This window comes from Yoonia sp. JB2-21, assembly GCF_055693545.1.
Window position 1 is genome coordinate 3,223,217 of the sequence record NZ_JBVFUC010000001.1, and the last position, 18,831, is coordinate 3,242,047.

17 protein-coding genes are annotated in these 18,831 nt (G+C 56.0%); 9 read left to right on the forward strand and 8 right to left on the reverse strand.

The genetic code is table 11. The annotated features are described in order from the left end of the window. Nucleotides 1-11: 11 nt before the first annotated feature. From ACZ1G5_RS16260 to ACZ1G5_RS16285, 6 genes are all read right to left on the reverse strand, one after another. Nucleotides 12-677: a class II aldolase/adducin family protein gene (locus ACZ1G5_RS16260; RefSeq protein WP_472733835.1), complete on the reverse strand. Its 666-nt coding sequence runs from the start codon at nt 675-677 to the stop codon at nt 12-14. Then, nucleotides 670-1,806: a Tm-1-like ATP-binding domain-containing protein gene (locus ACZ1G5_RS16265; RefSeq protein ID WP_472733836.1), complete on the reverse strand. Its 1,137-nt coding sequence runs from the start codon at nt 1,804-1,806 to the stop codon at nt 670-672. Before ACZ1G5_RS16265 ends, ACZ1G5_RS16260 begins: the two co-directional genes overlap by 8 nt. Next, on the reverse strand, nt 1,806-2,678 hold the full coding sequence (locus ACZ1G5_RS16270; protein ID WP_472733837.1) for a carbohydrate ABC transporter permease: 873 nt from the start codon (nt 2,676-2,678) through the stop codon (nt 1,806-1,808). The genes ACZ1G5_RS16265 and ACZ1G5_RS16270 overlap by 1 nt, the downstream gene beginning before the upstream one ends. Beyond that, entirely contained in the window at nt 2,675-3,589 is a 915-nt protein-coding gene (locus ACZ1G5_RS16275; protein ID WP_472733838.1) for a carbohydrate ABC transporter permease, read from the reverse strand. Before ACZ1G5_RS16275 ends, ACZ1G5_RS16270 begins: the two co-directional genes overlap by 4 nt. Before the next feature lie 72 nt (nt 3,590-3,661). Then, nucleotides 3,662-5,008 (reverse strand): extracellular solute-binding protein, encoded by a 1,347-nt coding sequence (locus ACZ1G5_RS16280; protein ID WP_472733839.1) that lies wholly within the window; start codon nt 5,006-5,008, stop codon nt 3,662-3,664. 51 nt (nt 5,009-5,059) lie between these two features. Then, the gene (locus ACZ1G5_RS16285) at nt 5,060-6,133 is read right to left on the reverse strand and encodes an ABC transporter ATP-binding protein (RefSeq protein WP_472733840.1); all 1,074 of its coding nucleotides are present in this window, start codon (nt 6,131-6,133) and stop codon (nt 5,060-5,062) included. Between the two features lie 148 nt (nt 6,134-6,281). On the opposite strand from ACZ1G5_RS16285, the gene ACZ1G5_RS16290 reads away from it, so the two are divergent. The 5 genes from ACZ1G5_RS16290 (at nt 6,282) to ACZ1G5_RS16310 (ending at nt 10,786) form a co-directional block, all read left to right on the forward strand. Next, entirely contained in the window at nt 6,282-6,938 is a 657-nt protein-coding gene (locus ACZ1G5_RS16290) for a GntR family transcriptional regulator (RefSeq protein WP_472733841.1), read from the forward strand. Nucleotides 6,939-7,030: 92 nt separating this feature from the next. Then, nucleotides 7,031-7,960, forward strand: coding sequence for an N-acyl homoserine lactonase family protein (locus ACZ1G5_RS16295; protein WP_472733842.1), 930 nt, complete (start codon nt 7,031-7,033; stop codon nt 7,958-7,960). Further along, on the forward strand, nt 7,957-8,802 hold the full coding sequence (locus ACZ1G5_RS16300; RefSeq protein WP_472733843.1) for a TIGR01459 family HAD-type hydrolase: 846 nt from the start codon (nt 7,957-7,959) through the stop codon (nt 8,800-8,802). The genes ACZ1G5_RS16295 and ACZ1G5_RS16300 overlap by 4 nt, the downstream gene beginning before the upstream one ends. A 5-nt stretch (nt 8,803-8,807) precedes the next feature. After that, nucleotides 8,808-9,767: a class II aldolase/adducin family protein gene (locus tag ACZ1G5_RS16305; RefSeq protein ID WP_472733844.1), complete on the forward strand. Its 960-nt coding sequence runs from the start codon at nt 8,808-8,810 to the stop codon at nt 9,765-9,767. Then, nucleotides 9,764-10,786 (forward strand): FGGY-family carbohydrate kinase, encoded by a 1,023-nt coding sequence (locus ACZ1G5_RS16310; RefSeq protein WP_472733845.1) that lies wholly within the window; start codon nt 9,764-9,766, stop codon nt 10,784-10,786. The genes ACZ1G5_RS16305 and ACZ1G5_RS16310 overlap by 4 nt, the downstream gene beginning before the upstream one ends. 255 nt (nt 10,787-11,041) lie before the next feature. On the opposite strand, the gene ACZ1G5_RS16315 is transcribed toward ACZ1G5_RS16310, so the two are convergent. Continuing rightward, on the reverse strand, nt 11,042-11,752 hold the full coding sequence (locus ACZ1G5_RS16315) for a response regulator transcription factor (RefSeq protein WP_472733846.1): 711 nt from the start codon (nt 11,750-11,752) through the stop codon (nt 11,042-11,044). Further along, entirely contained in the window at nt 11,749-13,677 is a 1,929-nt protein-coding gene (locus tag ACZ1G5_RS16320; protein ID WP_472733847.1) for a PAS-domain containing protein, read from the reverse strand. Before ACZ1G5_RS16320 ends, ACZ1G5_RS16315 begins: the two co-directional genes overlap by 4 nt. 164 nt (nt 13,678-13,841) lie before the next feature. Here ACZ1G5_RS16320 and ACZ1G5_RS16325 point away from each other — a divergent pair, with 164 nt between their 5' ends. The 4 genes from ACZ1G5_RS16325 (at nt 13,842) to ACZ1G5_RS16340 (ending at nt 18,799) form a co-directional block, all read left to right on the forward strand. Further along, a complete protein-coding gene (locus ACZ1G5_RS16325) occupies nt 13,842-15,806 on the forward strand; it encodes an AMP-binding protein (protein ID WP_472733848.1) in 1,965 nt (654 codons plus the stop codon). Further along, the gene (locus ACZ1G5_RS16330; protein ID WP_472734362.1) at nt 15,806-16,624 is read left to right on the forward strand and encodes an ABC transporter ATP-binding protein; all 819 of its coding nucleotides are present in this window, start codon (nt 15,806-15,808) and stop codon (nt 16,622-16,624) included. The genes ACZ1G5_RS16325 and ACZ1G5_RS16330 overlap by 1 nt, the downstream gene beginning before the upstream one ends. Before the next feature lie 27 nt (nt 16,625-16,651). After that, a complete protein-coding gene (locus tag ACZ1G5_RS16335) occupies nt 16,652-17,650 on the forward strand; it encodes a branched-chain amino acid ABC transporter permease (protein WP_472733849.1) in 999 nt (332 codons plus the stop codon). Nucleotides 17,651-17,722: 72 nt separating this feature from the next. Continuing rightward, entirely contained in the window at nt 17,723-18,799 is a 1,077-nt protein-coding gene (locus ACZ1G5_RS16340) for a branched-chain amino acid ABC transporter permease (protein WP_472733850.1), read from the forward strand. The last annotated feature ends 32 nt before the right edge of the window (nt 18,800-18,831 follow it).

The following is an 18,831-nucleotide window of genomic DNA, read 5'->3' on the forward strand; positions in this document are numbered from 1 at the left end:
CATGTCTGAATTTAAGCCGCACCGCCAGCGCGCGCATCTTTGGCTGTGCCATAGGTTGGAAGATCTGCTGCGGTTTTGCCATGAGCAGCCATCAACGTATCCCGCACAAAGGCGATATGGGCGGTTTCTTCGATGATCTCGGCCAGATATTGCGCGGCCGTCAGTGTTTTGCCAACGCCAATTGTTCCGTGGTTCGCCAGCACTGCGGCGCGCACGGATGGGTCTTGGAAGACCGGGCTGATCTCAACCTCGGTCTGGGGGCCGCCTTTGTCAGACAATGGGATCAGCGGCATGCGTCCGATCTTTTCGATCGTTTGCACTGTGAGGCAGGGGATTTCGATCCCCGCGCTGGCAAAGCCGGTCGCCCAAGGGCTGTGACAATGCACGATGGCGTTGATGTCGGGGCGGATGCGGTAAAGGTCGAGGTGGAAATCCATGTCCTTCGATGGCTTGAAGGCTGAGGGCTCAACCGTCCCATCCAGATGTACCACCTGCAGGTTATCGCGGCTGCATTCTGCGAAACCCACGCCAGATGGTTTGATCACGATGGCCGGGGCTGATGATAGCCGGACTGACAAGTTCCCGCCTGCGTTCGTCTGCAACCCAAGATCAAAGCAGCGTTTGGCAGACCAGATCAGCGCGTCTTTTTTGGCTTCGATGTCGGATGGGTCAAGCATGGGGCGTGTCCTTTGTGATGTCGTAAAGCGCGTCGGCGGCGGCATGGGCCGTTGCTGCGTCATTGATGTGACCGTCGAGGCGGGTCAGGGGGATATGCGTTTCAAGCGTGTCGGTGAAGGCCGCGCGCAGGGCGGCGCTTTCGATGGCACCACCGGTGCGGTCTTCGGAGGAAAAGCCGCCCATGGGGATCAGGACGCGGACGGGACCGGTTGCGGCGCTGAGTGCGGTCCCGAGGATATTCGCGCATTTGACGATTTCATCTTCGGTGCATTGCACGTGGGTGAACAGCGGCGAATGAGAATAATGCGGGCGGGCGCGGTAGACTTCCGGCATCAAGGCAGGCTCGCCCATGCCGATGAAATTCACCCCACCGGGCAGCACAACGCGGGGCAGGTGGCCTGTACTGGTAAAGCGGTCAGGCATATCCGCGTGCAGACCTGCGATATAGCAGCGGGTCAGTTCATGGGGCGTGTAGTCGATGGTCGACTTGAAAGCGCCGATCTTGGCCCAGCGTGTGTAGGCGGCCCCGCCAAATCCATTGGCGTGAAAGACGGTGACCTCGTCACCCCCCGCCTTCAGCCGGTCGCAGAGCACGTCTGTGCCGGGGCCCGTGACACCCAGAGATGTGACGCCGATCGAGGGTGAAAGCGAGGCCGGTCCTGTTGGTAAGCTTGCATCATAAAGCCCACCAGTGATCGCGGCCGCACGGTCGAGTGCGGCGCGTGTCGTAGCGTTCAACCCGCAAAGGTCTGCGATTGTCGGCACCAGCACGATAGAGCTGTCAGCGATCACATAGCGCGGATCAAAGGGCAGGGTGGTCACCAAGACTTTGGGCATGCCCACGGGCAATGATTTCAGCACGCGCACCGCGATCTGCCCGCCTGTGCCGCCACCAATGGCAACAACCATGCGCCGTCCGGTTTGGGGTTTGGCTGAAATCTCGGCGATGGCCCGGTCGGTGGCTTGTTCCATCCCTGCAATCTTGGCCTTCGGCGACCAATGTGCGCCCTGCGCGTGCAACGAAATGTCGATGGTTTCGACCGGGACACCAAGGGCCGTCAGCGCACCGATCAGATAGTCGGCCTCTTCCTGCTTTGTATCGTAGGTGGCCAGCAGAAGGACGCTCATTACCCTTTCACGGCCCCCGCTGTCATGCCGGTGATGATCTGGCGGCTGGCGACAAAGGTGAAGATGATGGGTGGGATTGCCAGCAACATGCCCGTCGCCATGATCACGCCCCAGTCGATGTCAAATTCGGTCAGGCTGTTGACGATTGTCACTGGCACTGTGCGGCTGTTGCGGTCAGCCAAGGCATTGGCCAGCAGGAATTCATTCCAGGCCACGCGGAAGGTAAAGATCGAGGCGGCAGCGATACCCGGTTTGATGAGTGGCAGGACCACCAGAAAGAAGACCTGGAAGGGGCCAGCGCCATCCATGCGCGCGGCCTCTTCCAGCTGGATCGGGACTTGGACGATGAAACTCTGTAAGATCCAGATCACGAAAGGCAGGTTGAGGGCGACGTAGACGAGGATGATCCCGCCCCGCGATCCATCAATGCCGAATTGGAAGGTCCAGATGCCGAAGACAGGGACCAATAGAACCGCAGGCGGCACCATGCGCATCATCAACGTCCACAAAGATACCACATCGCGCCCCATGAACCGAAAGCGGACCAGCGCGTAGGCCGCCATTGTGCCGATGACCAATGTGATTGCAGTTGAGATCAAGCCAATGACCAGTGAATTAACGAGGGCACGTCCAAAGGTGGGGTCGCAGCGGCGCAAGTGTTCCGGCTCATACCACAGGAAATCGCAAAGGGCTGTTTCATAGTTCCGCAGTGTCGGCATGAACAACAGGCTGGACGCGTCCGACATGATGTCGACATTCAGTTTCAGTGACGTCACCAGCATCAGATAGATCGGCCCAATGGCCATCACAACCAATGCGATCAGCAGCGCATAGAAGGCCGGGTTCTGGCGGTCGTAGGTCTTGTCGCTCATCCCTCTTCCTCCACTTTGCGCAACCGCGCGATGCGGGCGTCTTGTGCTTTGTTGTAGATGAACATGGTGAAGGTCAGGATCAGCAGCACGATCAAAAGCAGGTTCGACATGGCCGCCGCTTCGCCCAGTTCACGGAATTCAGATGCTGTGCGGTTGATGCGCAGCGACAGAATTTCGGTCGACAGTCCCGGTCCGCCGTTTGTCATCACAAGGATCACCTCAAGCACTTTGAAGCTGTCGATGAGGCGCAGCAACAGCGTCACGATCAACACGGGCAGCATAAGCGGCAGCTTGATGTAGATGATTTGCTGCCAGCCGGTGGCGCCGTCGATCTTGCTGGCCTCAATGGCAGAGGCGGGCAGGGACTGCAGTGCAGCGAGGGACAGAATGAAGATAAAGGGTGTCCATTGCCAGACGTCGGCGATTACGACCGATGCAAAGGCCCAATTGCCGTCTGACAGCCACGGTATCCCGTCGAAACCCCATGATTTCAGGGTCTTGTTAAAGATGCCCACGGTCGGGTGATACATGTACCGCCACATCAGACCGACAACGATCGGTGCGATCATCATGGGCAGGATGAACAGGGTACGCAGGACCGACATGCCGCGGATGTTGCGGTCGAGCAGCAGAGCGAGGCCAACGCCGAGGAACATCTCGATCGTGACGACGACAGCGGCGAATTTCAGGGTGACCCACATGCTTTCGCGGAAGGCGTCATCGCTGAACAGTTTGAAATAGTTGCGCAGGCCTACAAAATCGGCTTCGCCAATGCGCTGGCTGGGGTTCCAGTCCAGAAAGCTGGCGTAGATCATATAGCAGATCGGGTAGAACAGGGCGAAGAGCAACACCAGTCCGGCAGGGGCCAGGAACAGGTAGGGCGTCATGCGGTTTGTGCTGGCGATGCTCATGAAGGCGCGGCCTTATAGGTCAGGTGAAAGGGTGTTGGGCCAGCGCACAATGCGCCAGCCCAACGTGGGAGGTTACTGCCAAGTGTAGTAGCCAGCTTCGTCCATTGTGGCGCGGGCACGTTCGGCCACACCGTCAAGTGCTTCTTGCGGGTCAAGGCCCTCGGTCAGAACTTGGCTCATGGTTGTGCCGATATCCGCGTTGATCGTCCCCCAGGTTGGGATGATCGGGCGCCAGTCCGGATCAGCATAACGCAGCGCTTCGCCGAAAGTCGCAGAGTAGGGGAAGCGTTCGTTCAACTCCGCATTCTCGTAGGTTGAGAAGCGTGATGGGTTGCCGCCAGCCATTGCAATTGCAAGGTCCTGCTCTTTGCTGGTCAGCCATTGCATCAGCAAGAACGCAGCTTCTTTGTTTTGCGCGTTCGATGGGATGCCGATACCGAAACCACCTGTCTGGCTGCCGCGACGCACACCTTCGGGGTGCAGGGCATAGCCGACGTTGCCAACAACGGTTGATTTGCTGGGGTCTTCAAACCCGGCGGCAAAGGCAATCGAGTCCATGAACATTGCAGCGTTACCCTGCTGGAATGCTGCGGCGGCTTCGGCAGGGCCGAATGTTGTGCCGCCTTCAGGGCCGCAATCCACGATGGTTTTTAGCGCGTTTGCTGCTGCAACACCTTCGGGGCTGTTGATGATCGGGTTCCATTCGCTGTCAAACACACGACCGCCCAGGGGGGCGAGGTGCAGCAAGAACGCGTGGCTGGCTTGGTGGCCGGATGCCGCGCGTGATGCCATGCCGCCCATGCCGGGTTCCAACTCAGGGATTTGGCAGGCGACTTCCAGCAGCTCATCATATGTTTCGGGCACGTCGATCCCGTGCTTTTCAAAGATATCGCGGCGGTAGGCCAGAACGGATGTCTCGGATCCGAAGGGGATACCAAAGAGCGAACCGGTTGGGCCGGGCAGATAGCCCTTTTCACCACCAGCAACACCGATGTTGGCGACATAGCCGTCGATCAGGTCGCCAGCGTCATAGTTTGGATCGGCCAGACGCGGGTTCATGAAATAGCGTGCGAGGTTTTCCAGCTGATCGGCGAACACATAGTCAGCCTTGGAAAACACAACATAGGAAATCAGGTCATAGTCGCCTTCGTCCTTTGTCAGCTCCAGCGTCTGACGCTCGCGCATTTTGAGATATTGCAGCTGATCAACTTCAACTTCGATGCCGGTTTGTTCTGTAAACTCGGGCAGCACTTCCATTACAGCGTTGTAGTGCGGATGTGCTGGGAAGTTCACGACAAGCGTGGTTCCGGCATAAGGGGCGTAGACGTCGGCGGTGTGCCCGTCGGCGTAAGCGCCCCCTGTAAACGTCAGTGTCACCGCAACGGCGGCGGACCATAGATTGGTTCTATTTGACTTCATGTCATCCTCCCAGATGGTTAGGGGCCAACACATGGCCCTTGTTAGGTGGCGTTACAGCGCCATCTCTGTTTGTGGATCAAAGAAATGAAGCTCATCCCCTTGCACCGTGAATTGACGTGTTTCGCCTGCACGAATGGGTGTTGCTGTGCTGACCTCAATCGCGACTTTTTCGCCGCCCAGCTCTGAGATCAGAACCGATTGCGCGCCGATATATTCAGACAGGATCACCGGCATCTTCAGACCACCGGGGCCCTCGGCAAAGCTGGATGGCCGGATGCCCAGATGGATGTTGCGGTCTTTGTGCGCCTGCAGGCTGGCCTTGCGCGCATCAGGCAGGGGGATAGAGAACCCATTGCCTTTGGCATGTAACGTGCCGCCTTCATCGACCAATTCAGCCGATAGGAAATTCATTGTGGGCGAGCCGATGAAGCCTGCGACGAATTTATTCGCCGGGCTGCGATACAGCTCTTCGGGTGTGCCGGCCTGCATGATCTTGCCGAATTTCATCACGACAATCTTGTCGCCCAATGTCATCGCCTCGACCTGATCATGGGTCACATAGATCATGTTTTTCTTGATCCGCTGCGACATCAGCGCCAGTTCGGCGCGCATTTGACCGCGTAACTTGGCATCAAGATTAGAGAGAGGTTCATCAAACAGGAACGTGCCTGCGTCACGTACCAAAGCGCGGCCCATGGCGACGCGTTGGCGTTGACCACCGGAGAGTTCAGCGGGCTTGCGATCCAGATAGGCGGTCAGATCCAGCGTTGCTGCGACCTCTTTCACGCGGCTTTCGATGTCGGATTTGTTCATCCGGGCCAAACGCAGGGCGAATGACATGTTTTTCGCGACGTTCATATGGGGGTAGAGGGCGTAGTCCTGAAACACCATCGCGAGGTCACGTTCTTTGGGTTCCAGCATGGACACATCACGCTCGCCAATCATGATCTGCCCGGCTGTGACGCTTTCAAGTCCCGCAATCATGCGCAGGGTTGTTGATTTGCCGCAACCTGACGGGCCGACCAGCACAGTGAATTCACCATCCGCCATCTCAAGATTGAGATTTTCGATCACATTCACCGCGCCATAGTCCTTGCGCAGTTGCTGAAGCCGTATTTCTGGCATTTGGTGTCTTCTCCCCGTCGTCGAGGGTGAAAGAATATTACTTTGTATACAAAAGCAACCAAAAATATCCAAAATGTCGGCTTTTGGTGGTTTTGCTGATAAAACCATGCTAACGATTGCGAAACGTAAGACAAGTTAGGATGCCTTTATGGACCGCCCCACAGCCTCTTTGCGCGAATCTACTGGCCAGAAAATCGAAAGCGTGTTGCTGGATGATATCACCGCGGGCCTGCTACAACCGGGTGAGCGGTTGGATGAAACCAAGCTTGCAGAACGCTTTGGTGTATCAAGAACGCCGGTGCGCGAGGCGTTGAGCCGTCTGACGGCGCATGGTGTATTGGTCGCCGGTGAAAAGCGCGGCGTGCGTGTTGCGCAGTATTCGCGGGCTGAATTAGGGCAGATGTTCGAGGCGATGCAAGAGATCGAAAGTATCTGTGCGCGCCTTGCAAATCAACGGGTTACGCTGCTTATCCGGTCCGAGATTGAAGCGGCACAAGAGGCTTGCAAGGTCGCTGCCGAAGCAAATGATCGGATCGCGTATATCCGGGCCAATGAGGCATTGCATCTGTCAATCTATCGCGCGACAGGGAATGCCTATATCTCAGAACTCGCATCTGATTTCCGCCGCAAGACAGGACCGTTTCGCGCCAAGAAGCTGGAGACGCAAAGCGACCTGATGGCGTCCGTGGCTAATCACGAAATCCTGTTGGCCAAGATTTTCTCGGGCGATAGTCAGGTCGCGGTTGATGGTATGCGCGAGCATATGACGGAAAGCTTTATGCGCGTTTTGGCTGTAAACAGCTAAGCTTTTTCCGTTCGGACGGAAAAAACTCCGGTAACTGTAGACACTATTTTATTTTTGTATACAAAAGTGGCGACTCATGACCGGAGGATACTATGGGCGTCGCAGAGACCAAAATTTACCCGATTAATACTGGCTGGCTCGAAGCCGACCTTGGCACCTATATTTTCTGGAAGGGGCCTGCGGGCAAGAAGATCTGGAACCCGGTCTATTGCCACTACGTAGACACCGGCACCCACAAGATACTGATTGATACAGGCCTGTGCGATGAAGAGCGCGCCACCAAGTACCACCACAAATGTGACAAACGTGGTTGCTTGCAGGTGCATGAGCATCTGGAACAAAAGCTTGGCGTGCATCCCGATGAGATTGACGCGATCGTCTTTACCCATCTGCACTGGGATCACGTGCAGAACATGAAGCAGTTCAAGAATGCGCGGTACATCGCGCCCAAGGCCGAGATCGAAATGGCCTACAACCCGTTGCCTTTGTATTATCGCACCTACGAATGCGGCATTCTGGATATTGAGCCTGCCTATGCGGGTTGCGTGTTTGAGGCGGTTGAGGACGAGTGTGAGGTGCTGCCGGGCATCACGATGTTCCACACACCCGGCCACTCGGTCGGGCACATGGCCGTTTCGGTGTCCACATCGGCGGGTGATATTGTCGTTGCGGGCGACGCCATTTTCCAAGAACGCAACATGGAACCGAACCCGGATGAAAAGTGGCGCTATTGGGTGCCTGCACGTTTCGTGAATAGCTTTGAAGGCTGGAAATCGGTTGAGGAGTTGGACAAGCGTGCGGACTATATCTTGGCCTGTCACGACAAAGTCGCCAACGAACGCTCTGACGTGTTCCCCTATGAGGGGATGCCATTGCGCAAACGTCGTCAGGTGATCCCCGGTTATCAGTTCTATTTTGGTGACATGCCTGCCGGTGCGGTGGACAAGGCCGCACCAGCGCTATCGCAGGAAGAGGCGGACGCATATATCGCTGCACTTGTGCCACCAACGCCTGACCCGTGACCCAAGCGATCGACAGCATCGCCGCGATTGCGGATCAGTTTGATGCAATCGTTTTGGACCAATGGGGGGTGCTGCATGATGGCAGAAACCCTTATGCACATGCACAAGCTGCCGTTGCGGCCCTGCATGGTGCTGACGTGAAGGTGGGTGTGCTGTCCAATTCAGGCAAGCGGGCTGCAACAAATGCCGCCCGGATAGCCAAGATGGGATTTGATGCGGCAAAGTTTGATTGCGTGATGACGTCCGGAGAGGCGCTGTGGCAGACCTTTGCCGCAGAGGACCCGCTTGCGCAGACGCTTTATCCAATCGAAGGGCAGGCAGGGGATGCCGCCGTTTGGGCAGAGGGGCTTGATATCACTTTGGCGCAGACATCAGCATTGGCCGATGCGATTTTGCTTATGGGGTTGCCAGATGGCACCGGTCCTGACGGCTATGACGCTGACCTGACTGCGGGTTTGAAGCGGGGTTTGCCGCTTTATTGTTCCAACCCTGATCTGACGTCGCCCCGGGGTGGCGGCACATACGTGATGTCGCCCGGTGCGCTGGCGCATCGGTATCACGAGATGGGCGGCACGGTGCATTTTTATGGCAAACCGCATCGGCCGGTTTTCAAGGCGATCGAGGCCGCGTTTGATTGTCCGCCTGAGAAAGTCCTGATGGTGGGGGATAGCCTGCACCATGATATTTCTGGCGCACAAAACGCCGGATGGGCCAGCCTTTTGATTTGCGGTGGTGTGCATGCGCCGGACCTTCGCGCTGATGCGTTGCTGGATGATGTCGCACGATTGGCGCAAGCGGTCGACGTGAACGCCCCTGACTATTTGCTTTGGGAATTGAGGTAAGAACGATGGATGAATTGCTGACCACGGATTTTCGCGCATTCTCTGCTGAACTTGGCCAGGATCCGCTGCGCGTTCAGGGACCCGGTGGAAACACGTCCATTAAGGCGGGTGACATTATGTGGATTAAGGCCTCTGGCACGGAACTTGCCAATGCCAAAACCGATCCGATTTTTGTGGCCGTCGACCGCAACGCCGCCAAGGAAGAGGCATTTGGGGCAGGGGACGGCAGTTGCAAGACGGCCGTACTTGATCCGGCGAATACCTTGCGCCCCTCTATCGAGACAACATTTCACGCAGCACTTGATTGGCCCGTTGTCGCGCACACGCATTCGATTGCGACACTTGTGCATGCTGTCAGCCCCGAGGGGCGCAAGGTGGCGGCAGAGAAGCTTGCAGGATTGCCGGCTGTCTTTGTCCCTTATGCAAAGCCCGGGTTACCTTTGACGCGGGAGATCCTTGCGCGTGTCTCATATGACACTCAGGTTGTTGTTTTGGAGAACCACGGCTTGATATGTTGTGGCCAGAGCGTCGCGGAAACGGCGCAGATGATGGCGGAGGTCGAGCGCCGCCTTGCCATAGCAGAAAAGCCGCGTCCGGCACCGCCGGATGGTCCATGTCCGGCGGGGTATGAGCGCGTCGCTGAAAGCTGGATGGCGTTTGATGCCCGCGTGACCGAGTTGGCGCTGACAGGTTCTTATTATCCCGATCATGTGGTTTTCCTCGGGCCTGCTTTGACGGCGGATCATACAGATCCGGATCGCCCTGCGGTGCTGATACCCGGCGCGGGCGTCTATCTGAAGGACGGCGCGACATCATCACAACGCGCCATGATCCGATGCTTGTCAGACTGCTTGGGTCGCTTACCAGATGACTGGACCGCGCAACCGATCGGCGAGGCGGCGGAAGCATCATTGTTGAACTGGGATGCAGAGAAATACCGCCAAGCTTTGGCCGCGCGTTCATGACAGGCTATAGTCTGGGGATTGATATCGGCACGTCTGGTATTCGCACGGCTGTTTTGGATGAAGACGGCGCGGTGCTATCAACCGCGCGCGCGCCCCACGGCCCCAATAGGACTGACAGAATTGATGCGATGGCCTGGTGGCAGGCAGTAAAGGCATGTGTCGCTGCACAGGTGGCGGCGCTGGATGCGCTGGGTCTGGCTGCTTTGGATATTGTGCGCATCGGCGTTGATGGTACATCTGGCACCATGGTGTTGACGGACGATTGGCTGCGTCCGGTGACCCGCGCTTTGATGTATAATTCGGCGGGGTTTGACGCAGAGGCCGCGATCATCGCGCGACATGCGCCAGAGGTCCACATCACCAAGGGCGCGAATTCCGCCTTGGCGCGGGCCCTGCGACTGCAGTCAGAAGATACCGAAGGGCGTGCCGTCCATTTGCTGCATCAAGCTGATTTTATTCTTGCACAACTGCTGGGGCGCGGCGGTGTGTCTGACGACAACAATGCCCTAAAAACCGGATACGACCCGGAAACGGAAAGCTGGCCCGATTGGTTTGCGGCGACGGGTCTAAAGGTTGACCTATTGCCTCAGCCGGTTCGGGCGGGCGCACCCGTCGGAATGATTTCGGACGTGGTTGCGCAGGATCTTGGGCTGTCGCCAACGACGCAGGTTCATGGCGGAACAACGGATAGTATCGCGGCCTTTTTGGCTGCGGCACCGCTGCAAACCGGCGCGGCTGTGACGTCGCTGGGCACGACCCTTGCCATCAAGGTGCTAAGTGATCGTCGTGTTGATGATCCAACGGTTGGACTTTATTCGCATCGTTTGAGCGATCTTTGGCTGTCCGGCGGGGCATCAAATACGGGTGGGGGTGTTTTGGCGGCACATTTTGATCCGGGCACCTTGGCGCAGCTATCGCGCCACATTGATCCAGCGATCCCAAGCGCGCTGGACTATTATCCGCTTTTGCAACCCGGGGAGCGTTTTCCGGTCAATGATCCCGACTACCCCCCAGAATGACACCACGGCCAGGTGATGACGTGGTCTTTTTGCATGGGCTGTTGGAAAGCATCGCCCGCATTGAAAAGCAGTGCTATGACAGTATCGCAGCACGCGGGGGGATTTGCCCTCGGTGCTGTTTACGGCGGGTGGCGGGTCGCAGAATGCCGTTTGGACAGATATCAGGGCGCGTGTTCTTGGGGTGCCGATGCAAGGCGCTGAGCAGACCGAAGCTTCGGTCGGGGTCGCGCGGTTGGCATTGCAGAATGCCAATGCTTAGCCGTCATCTATTTCGGCAATGAAAATGTAGCCGGCACCGTAAACGGTTTTGATTATGCGCGGATTTTGTGCGTCGTCGCCCAGCTTGGTCCGCAGGCGTGATACTTTGACGTCAATGGACCGATCAAAAGCGTCGTCTGCGCTGCTGCCCAAATAGTCGAGAATCTGTTCGCGCTTAATCAGCCTGTTGGGGGAGGCCAAGAACATCTTTAAAATCTCATTTTCGGCAAAGGTCAGATTTTGAAGAGCGCCTGTATCTTTGGTCAACTGCAACAGGTTCAGGTCAGCTGTCCAACCGCCAAACCGCACAGTGTTTGCGGGTTTTGGAGCGGCTTCCGCACTTGTCCGGCGCAGGATCACCCGCAATCTGGCAATGACCTCTTCGACCTCAAATGGTTTGATGATGTAGTCGTCTGCGCCAAGCTCGAGCCCGACGATCTTGTCCTGTGTCCGAGAACGGCCAGAGATGATCAGGATCGGTACATCCGACCGGCTGGCAAAACGGTGTACGAGCGCAAGCCCATCGCTATCAGGCAGTCCCAGATCAATAATGCAAGCGTCAGGAGAGATTGATCGGCAGGCCTGCTCAAACTCAGCAGCGCGTCCAAAGGATCGGACGCGAAACCCCGCCTGTTCCAATGCATCCGTCAGTATGCTGCGTATCTCGGGCGTGTCGTCAAGAACTGTGACCAATGGGGCAGGTTTCATAGAATGGTCGCCTCGTTCATCTTGGTGGCCAAGGCATCAAATTCAAACGGTTTGTGCAAGAGCGGATATGAACAGGCTGCCGATTTACAGTGTGGATCCCCGGGCGGACGCCCTGTTATGATCAGAACCGGCAGATTGCTACCTGAGTTGCGCAGGTGTTCTGCAAGTTCAAACCCGGTTCGGCCATCCTTCAACATCAGATCGGTCACGACAAAAGTAATGTCGCCCAAGGCGGCCAGCGTCTGCGCTTCGTCAACGTTGTCTGTTTCCACGACAGCGTGCCCCATACGTTGCAGATAGCCACGTACCGTTTGTCTGATGTCGACATTGTCTTCCACCAAAAGAACAACACCAGGTTCCACTGGTTCGGCAGGCAAATAGGGCACGAGGATAGATACTTGCGCGCCCCCGGATGTGTGGTTGGCCAGTCTTACGGTACCGCCACTGGAGCGCGCAAAGTCAAAAGTTGTCGACAGCCCAAGGCCACGGCCCGCTCTGTCAGATTTTGATGTGAAAAACGGGGCCAGTGCATTTGAGAGCGCATCCTGAGAGAAGCCGGTGCCACTGTCCTCGACCCGGAAAGTCAGAAAGTTTGCATCATCAACAAAGATATCAAGGGTTACGGTTCCTGTGCCCTCAATCGCATCAATGGCGTTCAGAACCAGGTTCAGCAAGGCATCTTGCGCAAAGCCCGCATCAATCATCAGATGTGATGCTGTCACATTGTTTTTGACGACAAATGCAATGCGGCCGGGCACAGCCGCTTTGGCCAATAGGGTCATTTTTTTCACGAAGCCGGCAAAGTCCGTCAAGCGAATATTGATGGACCGTTGTGCGTCCAATTCGCCAAGCCCGGCAATCAGGTCGCCGCCACGTCTGGCCGCAGATTTGATCGTATCGAGAAACTGGTGTGCTTCCGGCGGTAGCCCATCCATCCGCGACAACCGGTCTTGTTCGCCCAAAATAATCGTTAGCAGGTTGCCAAAGTCATGGGCCAGCCCGCTGGTCAGCTGCGCCGCTAATTCGCGCCGCTTTGTATGTGCTAAAGCCTGGCGCGCGCGGACCTGCTCTGTCACATTGGCAGACAAAAGGTATGCGCCCACGACTTGACCACTGTCGTCTATGTCCGGCGTAAAGGCGACCCGGTTGTGACGGCCGGCCTGCTTGTGTTCGAATTCGACAACGGGTGCGTCACCTTCCAACGTGGCCGCAAAAGCATCGGCGATGTTGTCAAAGACATCCTGCCCCAATGCATCCACCATATGCAGGCCAACAATATCGTTGGAGCGGCCGGGCACGATCGAATTCAGTTTGTGATTGGTGTAGGTGTATATCCCGTCGCGGTTCACGCGTGCGATGTGCGCGGGAATCATCGAGTTGGTGAGGTTCAGCCGCGCCCGGGACGCCAACAGCTGATGTTTGGTTTCTTCCAGAGTTGTCACAGTTGCCGTCAGTGTGCGGTTGGCGCGGGCCAGCTCTTCTGAACGCGAAATGAGTTCCTCGGACAGATTTGCAGAGCGGGATCGTAACAGGGCCTCTTGGGTCTTCAGTTCGGTAATGTCAGAGTAGACAGCCACCCAACCGCCATCCTGAATCGGGCTGCCTTCTACCGATATTGTGGTGCCATTTGCCCGTGTGCGTTCAAAATAGTGCGGCTCAAAGGCTTTAGCCTGGGCAACTCTTTCGGCCAGAAAACCGTCGACATCCGACAGGTCGCCATAGTCGCCGCGTTCGGCCAAAATGCGCAGGGTTTCCTCAAACGAACCACCCGGCTCTACGAGGGCCTTTGGCAGATCAAACATGCGTTGGAATTGCAAGTTTGCCAACACTAAACGCAAGTCTTGATCATAGATCGAAATGGCCTGGCTGATCAGGTTCAAGCCAGCCTGCGTCAGAGTTTCATCGGTCGCGGACATACGTGTCATCTGATATCTGTAGCAGGTCGGGGCTGCACCACAAGTCCACGTGAGGCTTGCAAGAATTCGAAACATTTCGGATAAACTTCTGAAAAACTTATCTGTCAGAAAAAGTTTTGCAGGCCCTCGGGGGACATATTCGGGGCCGTTCGCGATTGCGTTTGGGAGGATGCATGACAATTCAAAAATCGCCAGATCATCTGGACGCTGTGCCGCACCTGCTGGCACGGAATGCATCTTTGTATGGTGACAAGCCAGCCTATCGGGAAAAAGAATTCGGGATATGGCAAAGTTGGACTTGGGCTGAAACTGCTCAGGAAGTTGAGGCGCTTGCATTGGGATTGCTGGATCTTGGCGTGAATGTTGGTGACCATGTTGCCATCATCGGCCGTAATCGCCCCGCCCTCTATTGGTCTATGGTCGCGGTTCAGTCTGTCGGCGCCGTTCCGGTCCCGCTTTATCAAGACGCCGTGGTTGAAGAGATGACCTACGTTTTGGAAAACTGCAAAGCGCGCTTTGCGATTGCCGGTGATCAAGAACAGGTCGACAAGATTATCGAAGCCCAGGAAACCGTTTATGGGATCAAGCATGTGATCTACTATGATACGCGGGGCATGCGCAAATATGACCATAGTGAGATTACGTCTTTCGCCGACATCCAAAACGAAGGCCGGGCCGCGAAGGAACGCTTGTCAAAGGAGTTGAACGCGCGGCGCGATGCGTTGGGCTATGACGACACCTGCGTGATGCTCTATACGTCTGGCACGACGGGGCGCCCTAAGGGTGTCGTTCTGTCAAACCGAAATGTCATAGAAACCTCTAAGAATTCATCTGATTTTGATCATCTTGGCGCGGGCGAAGAAACCTTGGCCTATTTGCCGATGGCTTGGGTTGGTGATTTCATTTTCTCGGTTGGGCAGGCCTATTGGTCTGCGTTCTGCGTCAATTGCCCTGAGAGCGCCGAGACCATGAACGCCGACTTGCGCGAAATTGGACCAACCTATTTCTTTGCGCCGCCGGCGATTTTCGAAGGACATCTCACGCAGGTCATGATCCGCATGGAGGACGCCAGTCGCTTTAAGCAACGGATGTTCTCTTTCTTCATGGATCACGCCAAGACGGTTGGTCCAAAGCTTTTGGATGGCAAAAGCGTTGGCTTGAAAGACCGGATCATTCACACGCTGGGCAAGTATTTTGTCTATGGGCCGCTAAAAAACCGGCTGGGCATGAGCCGGGTGCGCGTCGGCTATACCGCAGGCGAGGCGATTGGGCCGGAACTTTTCGACTTTTATCGCAGTCTCGGTATCAACCTCAAACAACTCTACGGTCAGACGGAGGCAACGGTCTTTATCACTCAGCAACCTGATGGCGAAGTGCGCTCCGACACCGTTGGTGTGCCGTCGCCGGGCGTCGAGCTTAAGATCGCCGACAGTGGCGAAGTGTTCTACCGTTCGCCGGGGACATTCGTCGAATATTATGGCAATCCTGAAAGCACAGCATCGACCAAAGATCCCGAAGGCTGGGTCGCGACGGGTGATGCCGGGTTCATCGAAGAAACGTCCGGTCATCTGCGGATCATCGACCGGATCAAGGACGTATCAAAGATGGCTGACGGCAGCCTTTTTGCGCCCAAATACATAGAAAACAAGCTGAAGTTCTATCCAAATATACTGGAGGCGGTTGTCTTTGGTGCCGGGCGAGACCGTTGCATGGCCTTTATCAACATTGATCTCACGGCTGTCGGCAACTGGGCAGAGCGCAACAACATAGCATACTCCAGCTATCAGGAATTGTCGCAGCATCCGCAAGTGCTTGATACCGTGCTGGAGCACATCAACGCAGTAAACGAAAGCGTCGCGCAGGATGAAATGCTGGCGGCATGTCAGATCCACCGGTTCCTTGTGTTGCACAAAGAGTTGGATGCGGATGATGGCGAAATGACACGCACGCGCAAAGTACGCCGCGCTGTCATCGCCGAGAAATTCAGCGATCTGATTGATGCGCTCTATGACGGATCAGACAGCATTTATACTGAAACCGAAGTCACCTATGAGGACGGGCGCAAGGGCAAGATTAAGGCGACGCTGGATATTCGGGATGCAACGGTTGCGCAGCCTAAAGTGAAGGTAGCAGCATGATGAAGGATGCAGCAGCGCCCTACGTGACCGAAGATGGACGCACGATCGGTGGCGTGATGATGGATCTACGCGGTATCACGCTGCGTTTTGGCGGTGTCGAGGCGATCAAGAACATCAGTTTCGACATCCGCGAAGGTGAAATTCGCGCAATTATCGGGCCGAATGGCGCTGGTAAATCATCAATGCTGAATGTGATTTCAGGGTTTTACAAACCGCAGGAAGGCGAGGTCTATTTTCGGGGTCATAAGCGCCCGCCGATGAAGCCTTTTCAGGTCGCCCGCCAAGGGGTCGCGCGCACCTTCCAGAATATTGCTTTGTTTGAGGGTATGTCGGTACTCGACAATATTATGACGGGCCGCATGGGGCATATCAAAAGCAATATGCTGGCGCAGGCGATTTGGGCCGGAAAGGCACAGCGAGAAGAAAATGAGAACCGCGAGGCCGTTGAGCGGATTATCGACTTTCTTGAAATTCAGGCGATCCGCAAAACACCCGTCGGCCGTTTGCCTTATGGCCTGAAAAAGCGGGTCGAGCTTGCGCGTGCGCTTGCTGCGGAACCTAATCTGTTGCTGCTCGACGAACCGATGGCGGGCATGAACGTCGAGGAAAAAGAGGACATGAGCCGCTTTATTCTGGACGTGAACGACGAATTTGGCACCACGATTGCCCTGATCGAACACGACATGGGCGTGGTCATGGACCTGTCCGACCGTGTTGTCGTGATGGACTATGGCCGCAAGATTGGCGACGGCACCCCGGACGAGGTGCGCAACAATCAAGAAGTGATCGACGCGTATCTGGGGGTGGCTCATGATTGATATCTTATACTTTCGGAGGAACGCCTAATGTCCGCTGATTTCCTCTATGGCATCGAAGTTGTCATCAACGGCCTGATGGCCGGGGTCCTTTATGCACTTGTGGCGCTGGGCTTTGTGCTGATCTACAAAGCCTCTGGAATTTTCAACTACGCGCAAGGTGTCATGGCGCTTTTCTCTGCGCTGACGCTCGCGGGTATCATGTCCGGGCAAGTACCTTTTGGACATCTGATCAACGCCATCTTTGGTACCGATATCCACTATTTTGGTTGGAACGTCCCGGTGCTGGCCGCCATCATTCTGACCTTGATCGTCATGGTGATCTTTGCATGGGGCGTGCAGCGGTTTGTGTTCCGGCATCTGGTCGGACAGGAACCTATCATCCTGTTCATGGCCACTATCGGGCTTGCCTATTTCCTTGAGGGTGTGGGCGATTTGATGTGGGGGTCGGATATCAAGACGCTTGCAGTCGGGCTGCCACAAGGTGGATCGCTGTGGGTGGAGGAAGCCACTGCAGGCCTTGGCGGTGACGACTTTTATGGCTTCTTTATTGACGAGCTGGATATGGCGGCGACCGTCGTTGCGATTATCCTTGTGATCGGGCTGATTGGATTTAGCCAATACACCAAGCAAGGCCGCGCGATGCGCGCAGTTGCCGATGATCACCAAGCTGCATTGTCTGTTGGAATTTCCCTGAATTTCATTTGGGTTCTGGTTTGGTCGCTGGCGGGGCTCGTGGCCCTTGTCGCGGGTATCATGTGGGGTGCCAAATCCGGCGTGCAATTCTCACTCTCGCTGATTGCGCTTAAGGCATTGCCGGTGCTGATGCTTGGCGGCTTTACCTCGATACCCGGCGCAATCGTCGGCGGGCTGATCATTGGGGTGGGTGAGAAGTTGTTCGAATACCTTATCGGCGCACCCTATCTGGGTGGCGCTACGGAGAACTGGTTCGCCTATGTGCTTGCGCTTTTGTTCCTTGTCTTCCGCCCACAGGGCCTATTTGGGGAGCGGATCATTGAGCGGGTTTGATACGACTATGATCCTTTTTCTTAATCGTGACTGGCGTTTGGATCTTACGCAGACACCACAGGAGGTGACCTGATGCTTTATCGTGAGGCCGGCGATTTCAAAACGTCTTATGTTGCGGACAACCAAACCTTTCCGCTGAAGCTGGACCGTATCGGGTTCTGGGTCACGATGGCCGTGGCTTGGTTGGTGATCCCCTTCGTGATCAATGACTATTGGGCCAGCTCGTTGCTGGTGCCCTTCCTGATCTATGCGATTGCGGCAATCGGGCTGAATATTCTGACCGGCTATTGTGGACAAGTTTCGTTGGGTACCGGCGGTTTCATGGCTGTGGGGGCCTATGCCTGCTACAAGCTGATGACGTCCTTTCCCGATGTGAATATTATGATCCATATCGTGCTGGCAGGCGGCATCACGGCGGCTGTTGGGGCGGCCTTTGGCCTGCCTAGCTTGCGGATCAAGGGGTTTTATCTGGCGGTGGCAACGCTCGCGGCGCAGTTCTTTCTTGTCTGGCTCTTCAACAAGGTGAGCTGGTTTTACAACTACTCGGCCTCAGGTCAGATCAATGCGCCCGAGCGTCTGGTTGCAGGTGTGGCTGTGACTGGCCCCAGCACACCGGCCTGGGCGCAATACCTGATCTGCCTGTTCTTTGTGACAGTCTGCGCCCTGATCGCGCGCAACCTGACGCGCGGTACGATAGGTCGGTCCTGGATGGCCATCCGGGACATGGATATCGCCGCTGAAATTATTGGTGTGAACCCGTTGAAAGCAAAACTTACCGCCTTTGCGGTCAGCTCATTCTTTATCGGCATCGCGGGGGCTTTGTTCTTCGCCGTCTATCTGGGTGCGGTCGAAGTCGGCGAAGCCTTTGGTATCCAAAAATCGTTCCTTGTCCTCTTTATGATTATTATTGGCGGTCTTGGATCAATTTTTGGCAGCTTCGCCGGAGCGGCGTTTCTTGTGCTGCTTCCTGTCGCGCTCAAATGGCTGGGCGTTGATGTGATGGGTTGGCCTACGGATCTGGTTGCGCATTTCCAACTGGTGATCGTCGGCGCTTTGATTATGTTCTTTTTGATTAAAGAACCACATGGGCTGGCGCAACTTTGGCGACTGGCAAAGGAAAAACTACGGCTTTGGCCGTTCCCTCATTAACGGGTGAAAACACCCAATTCACGATCGGACAT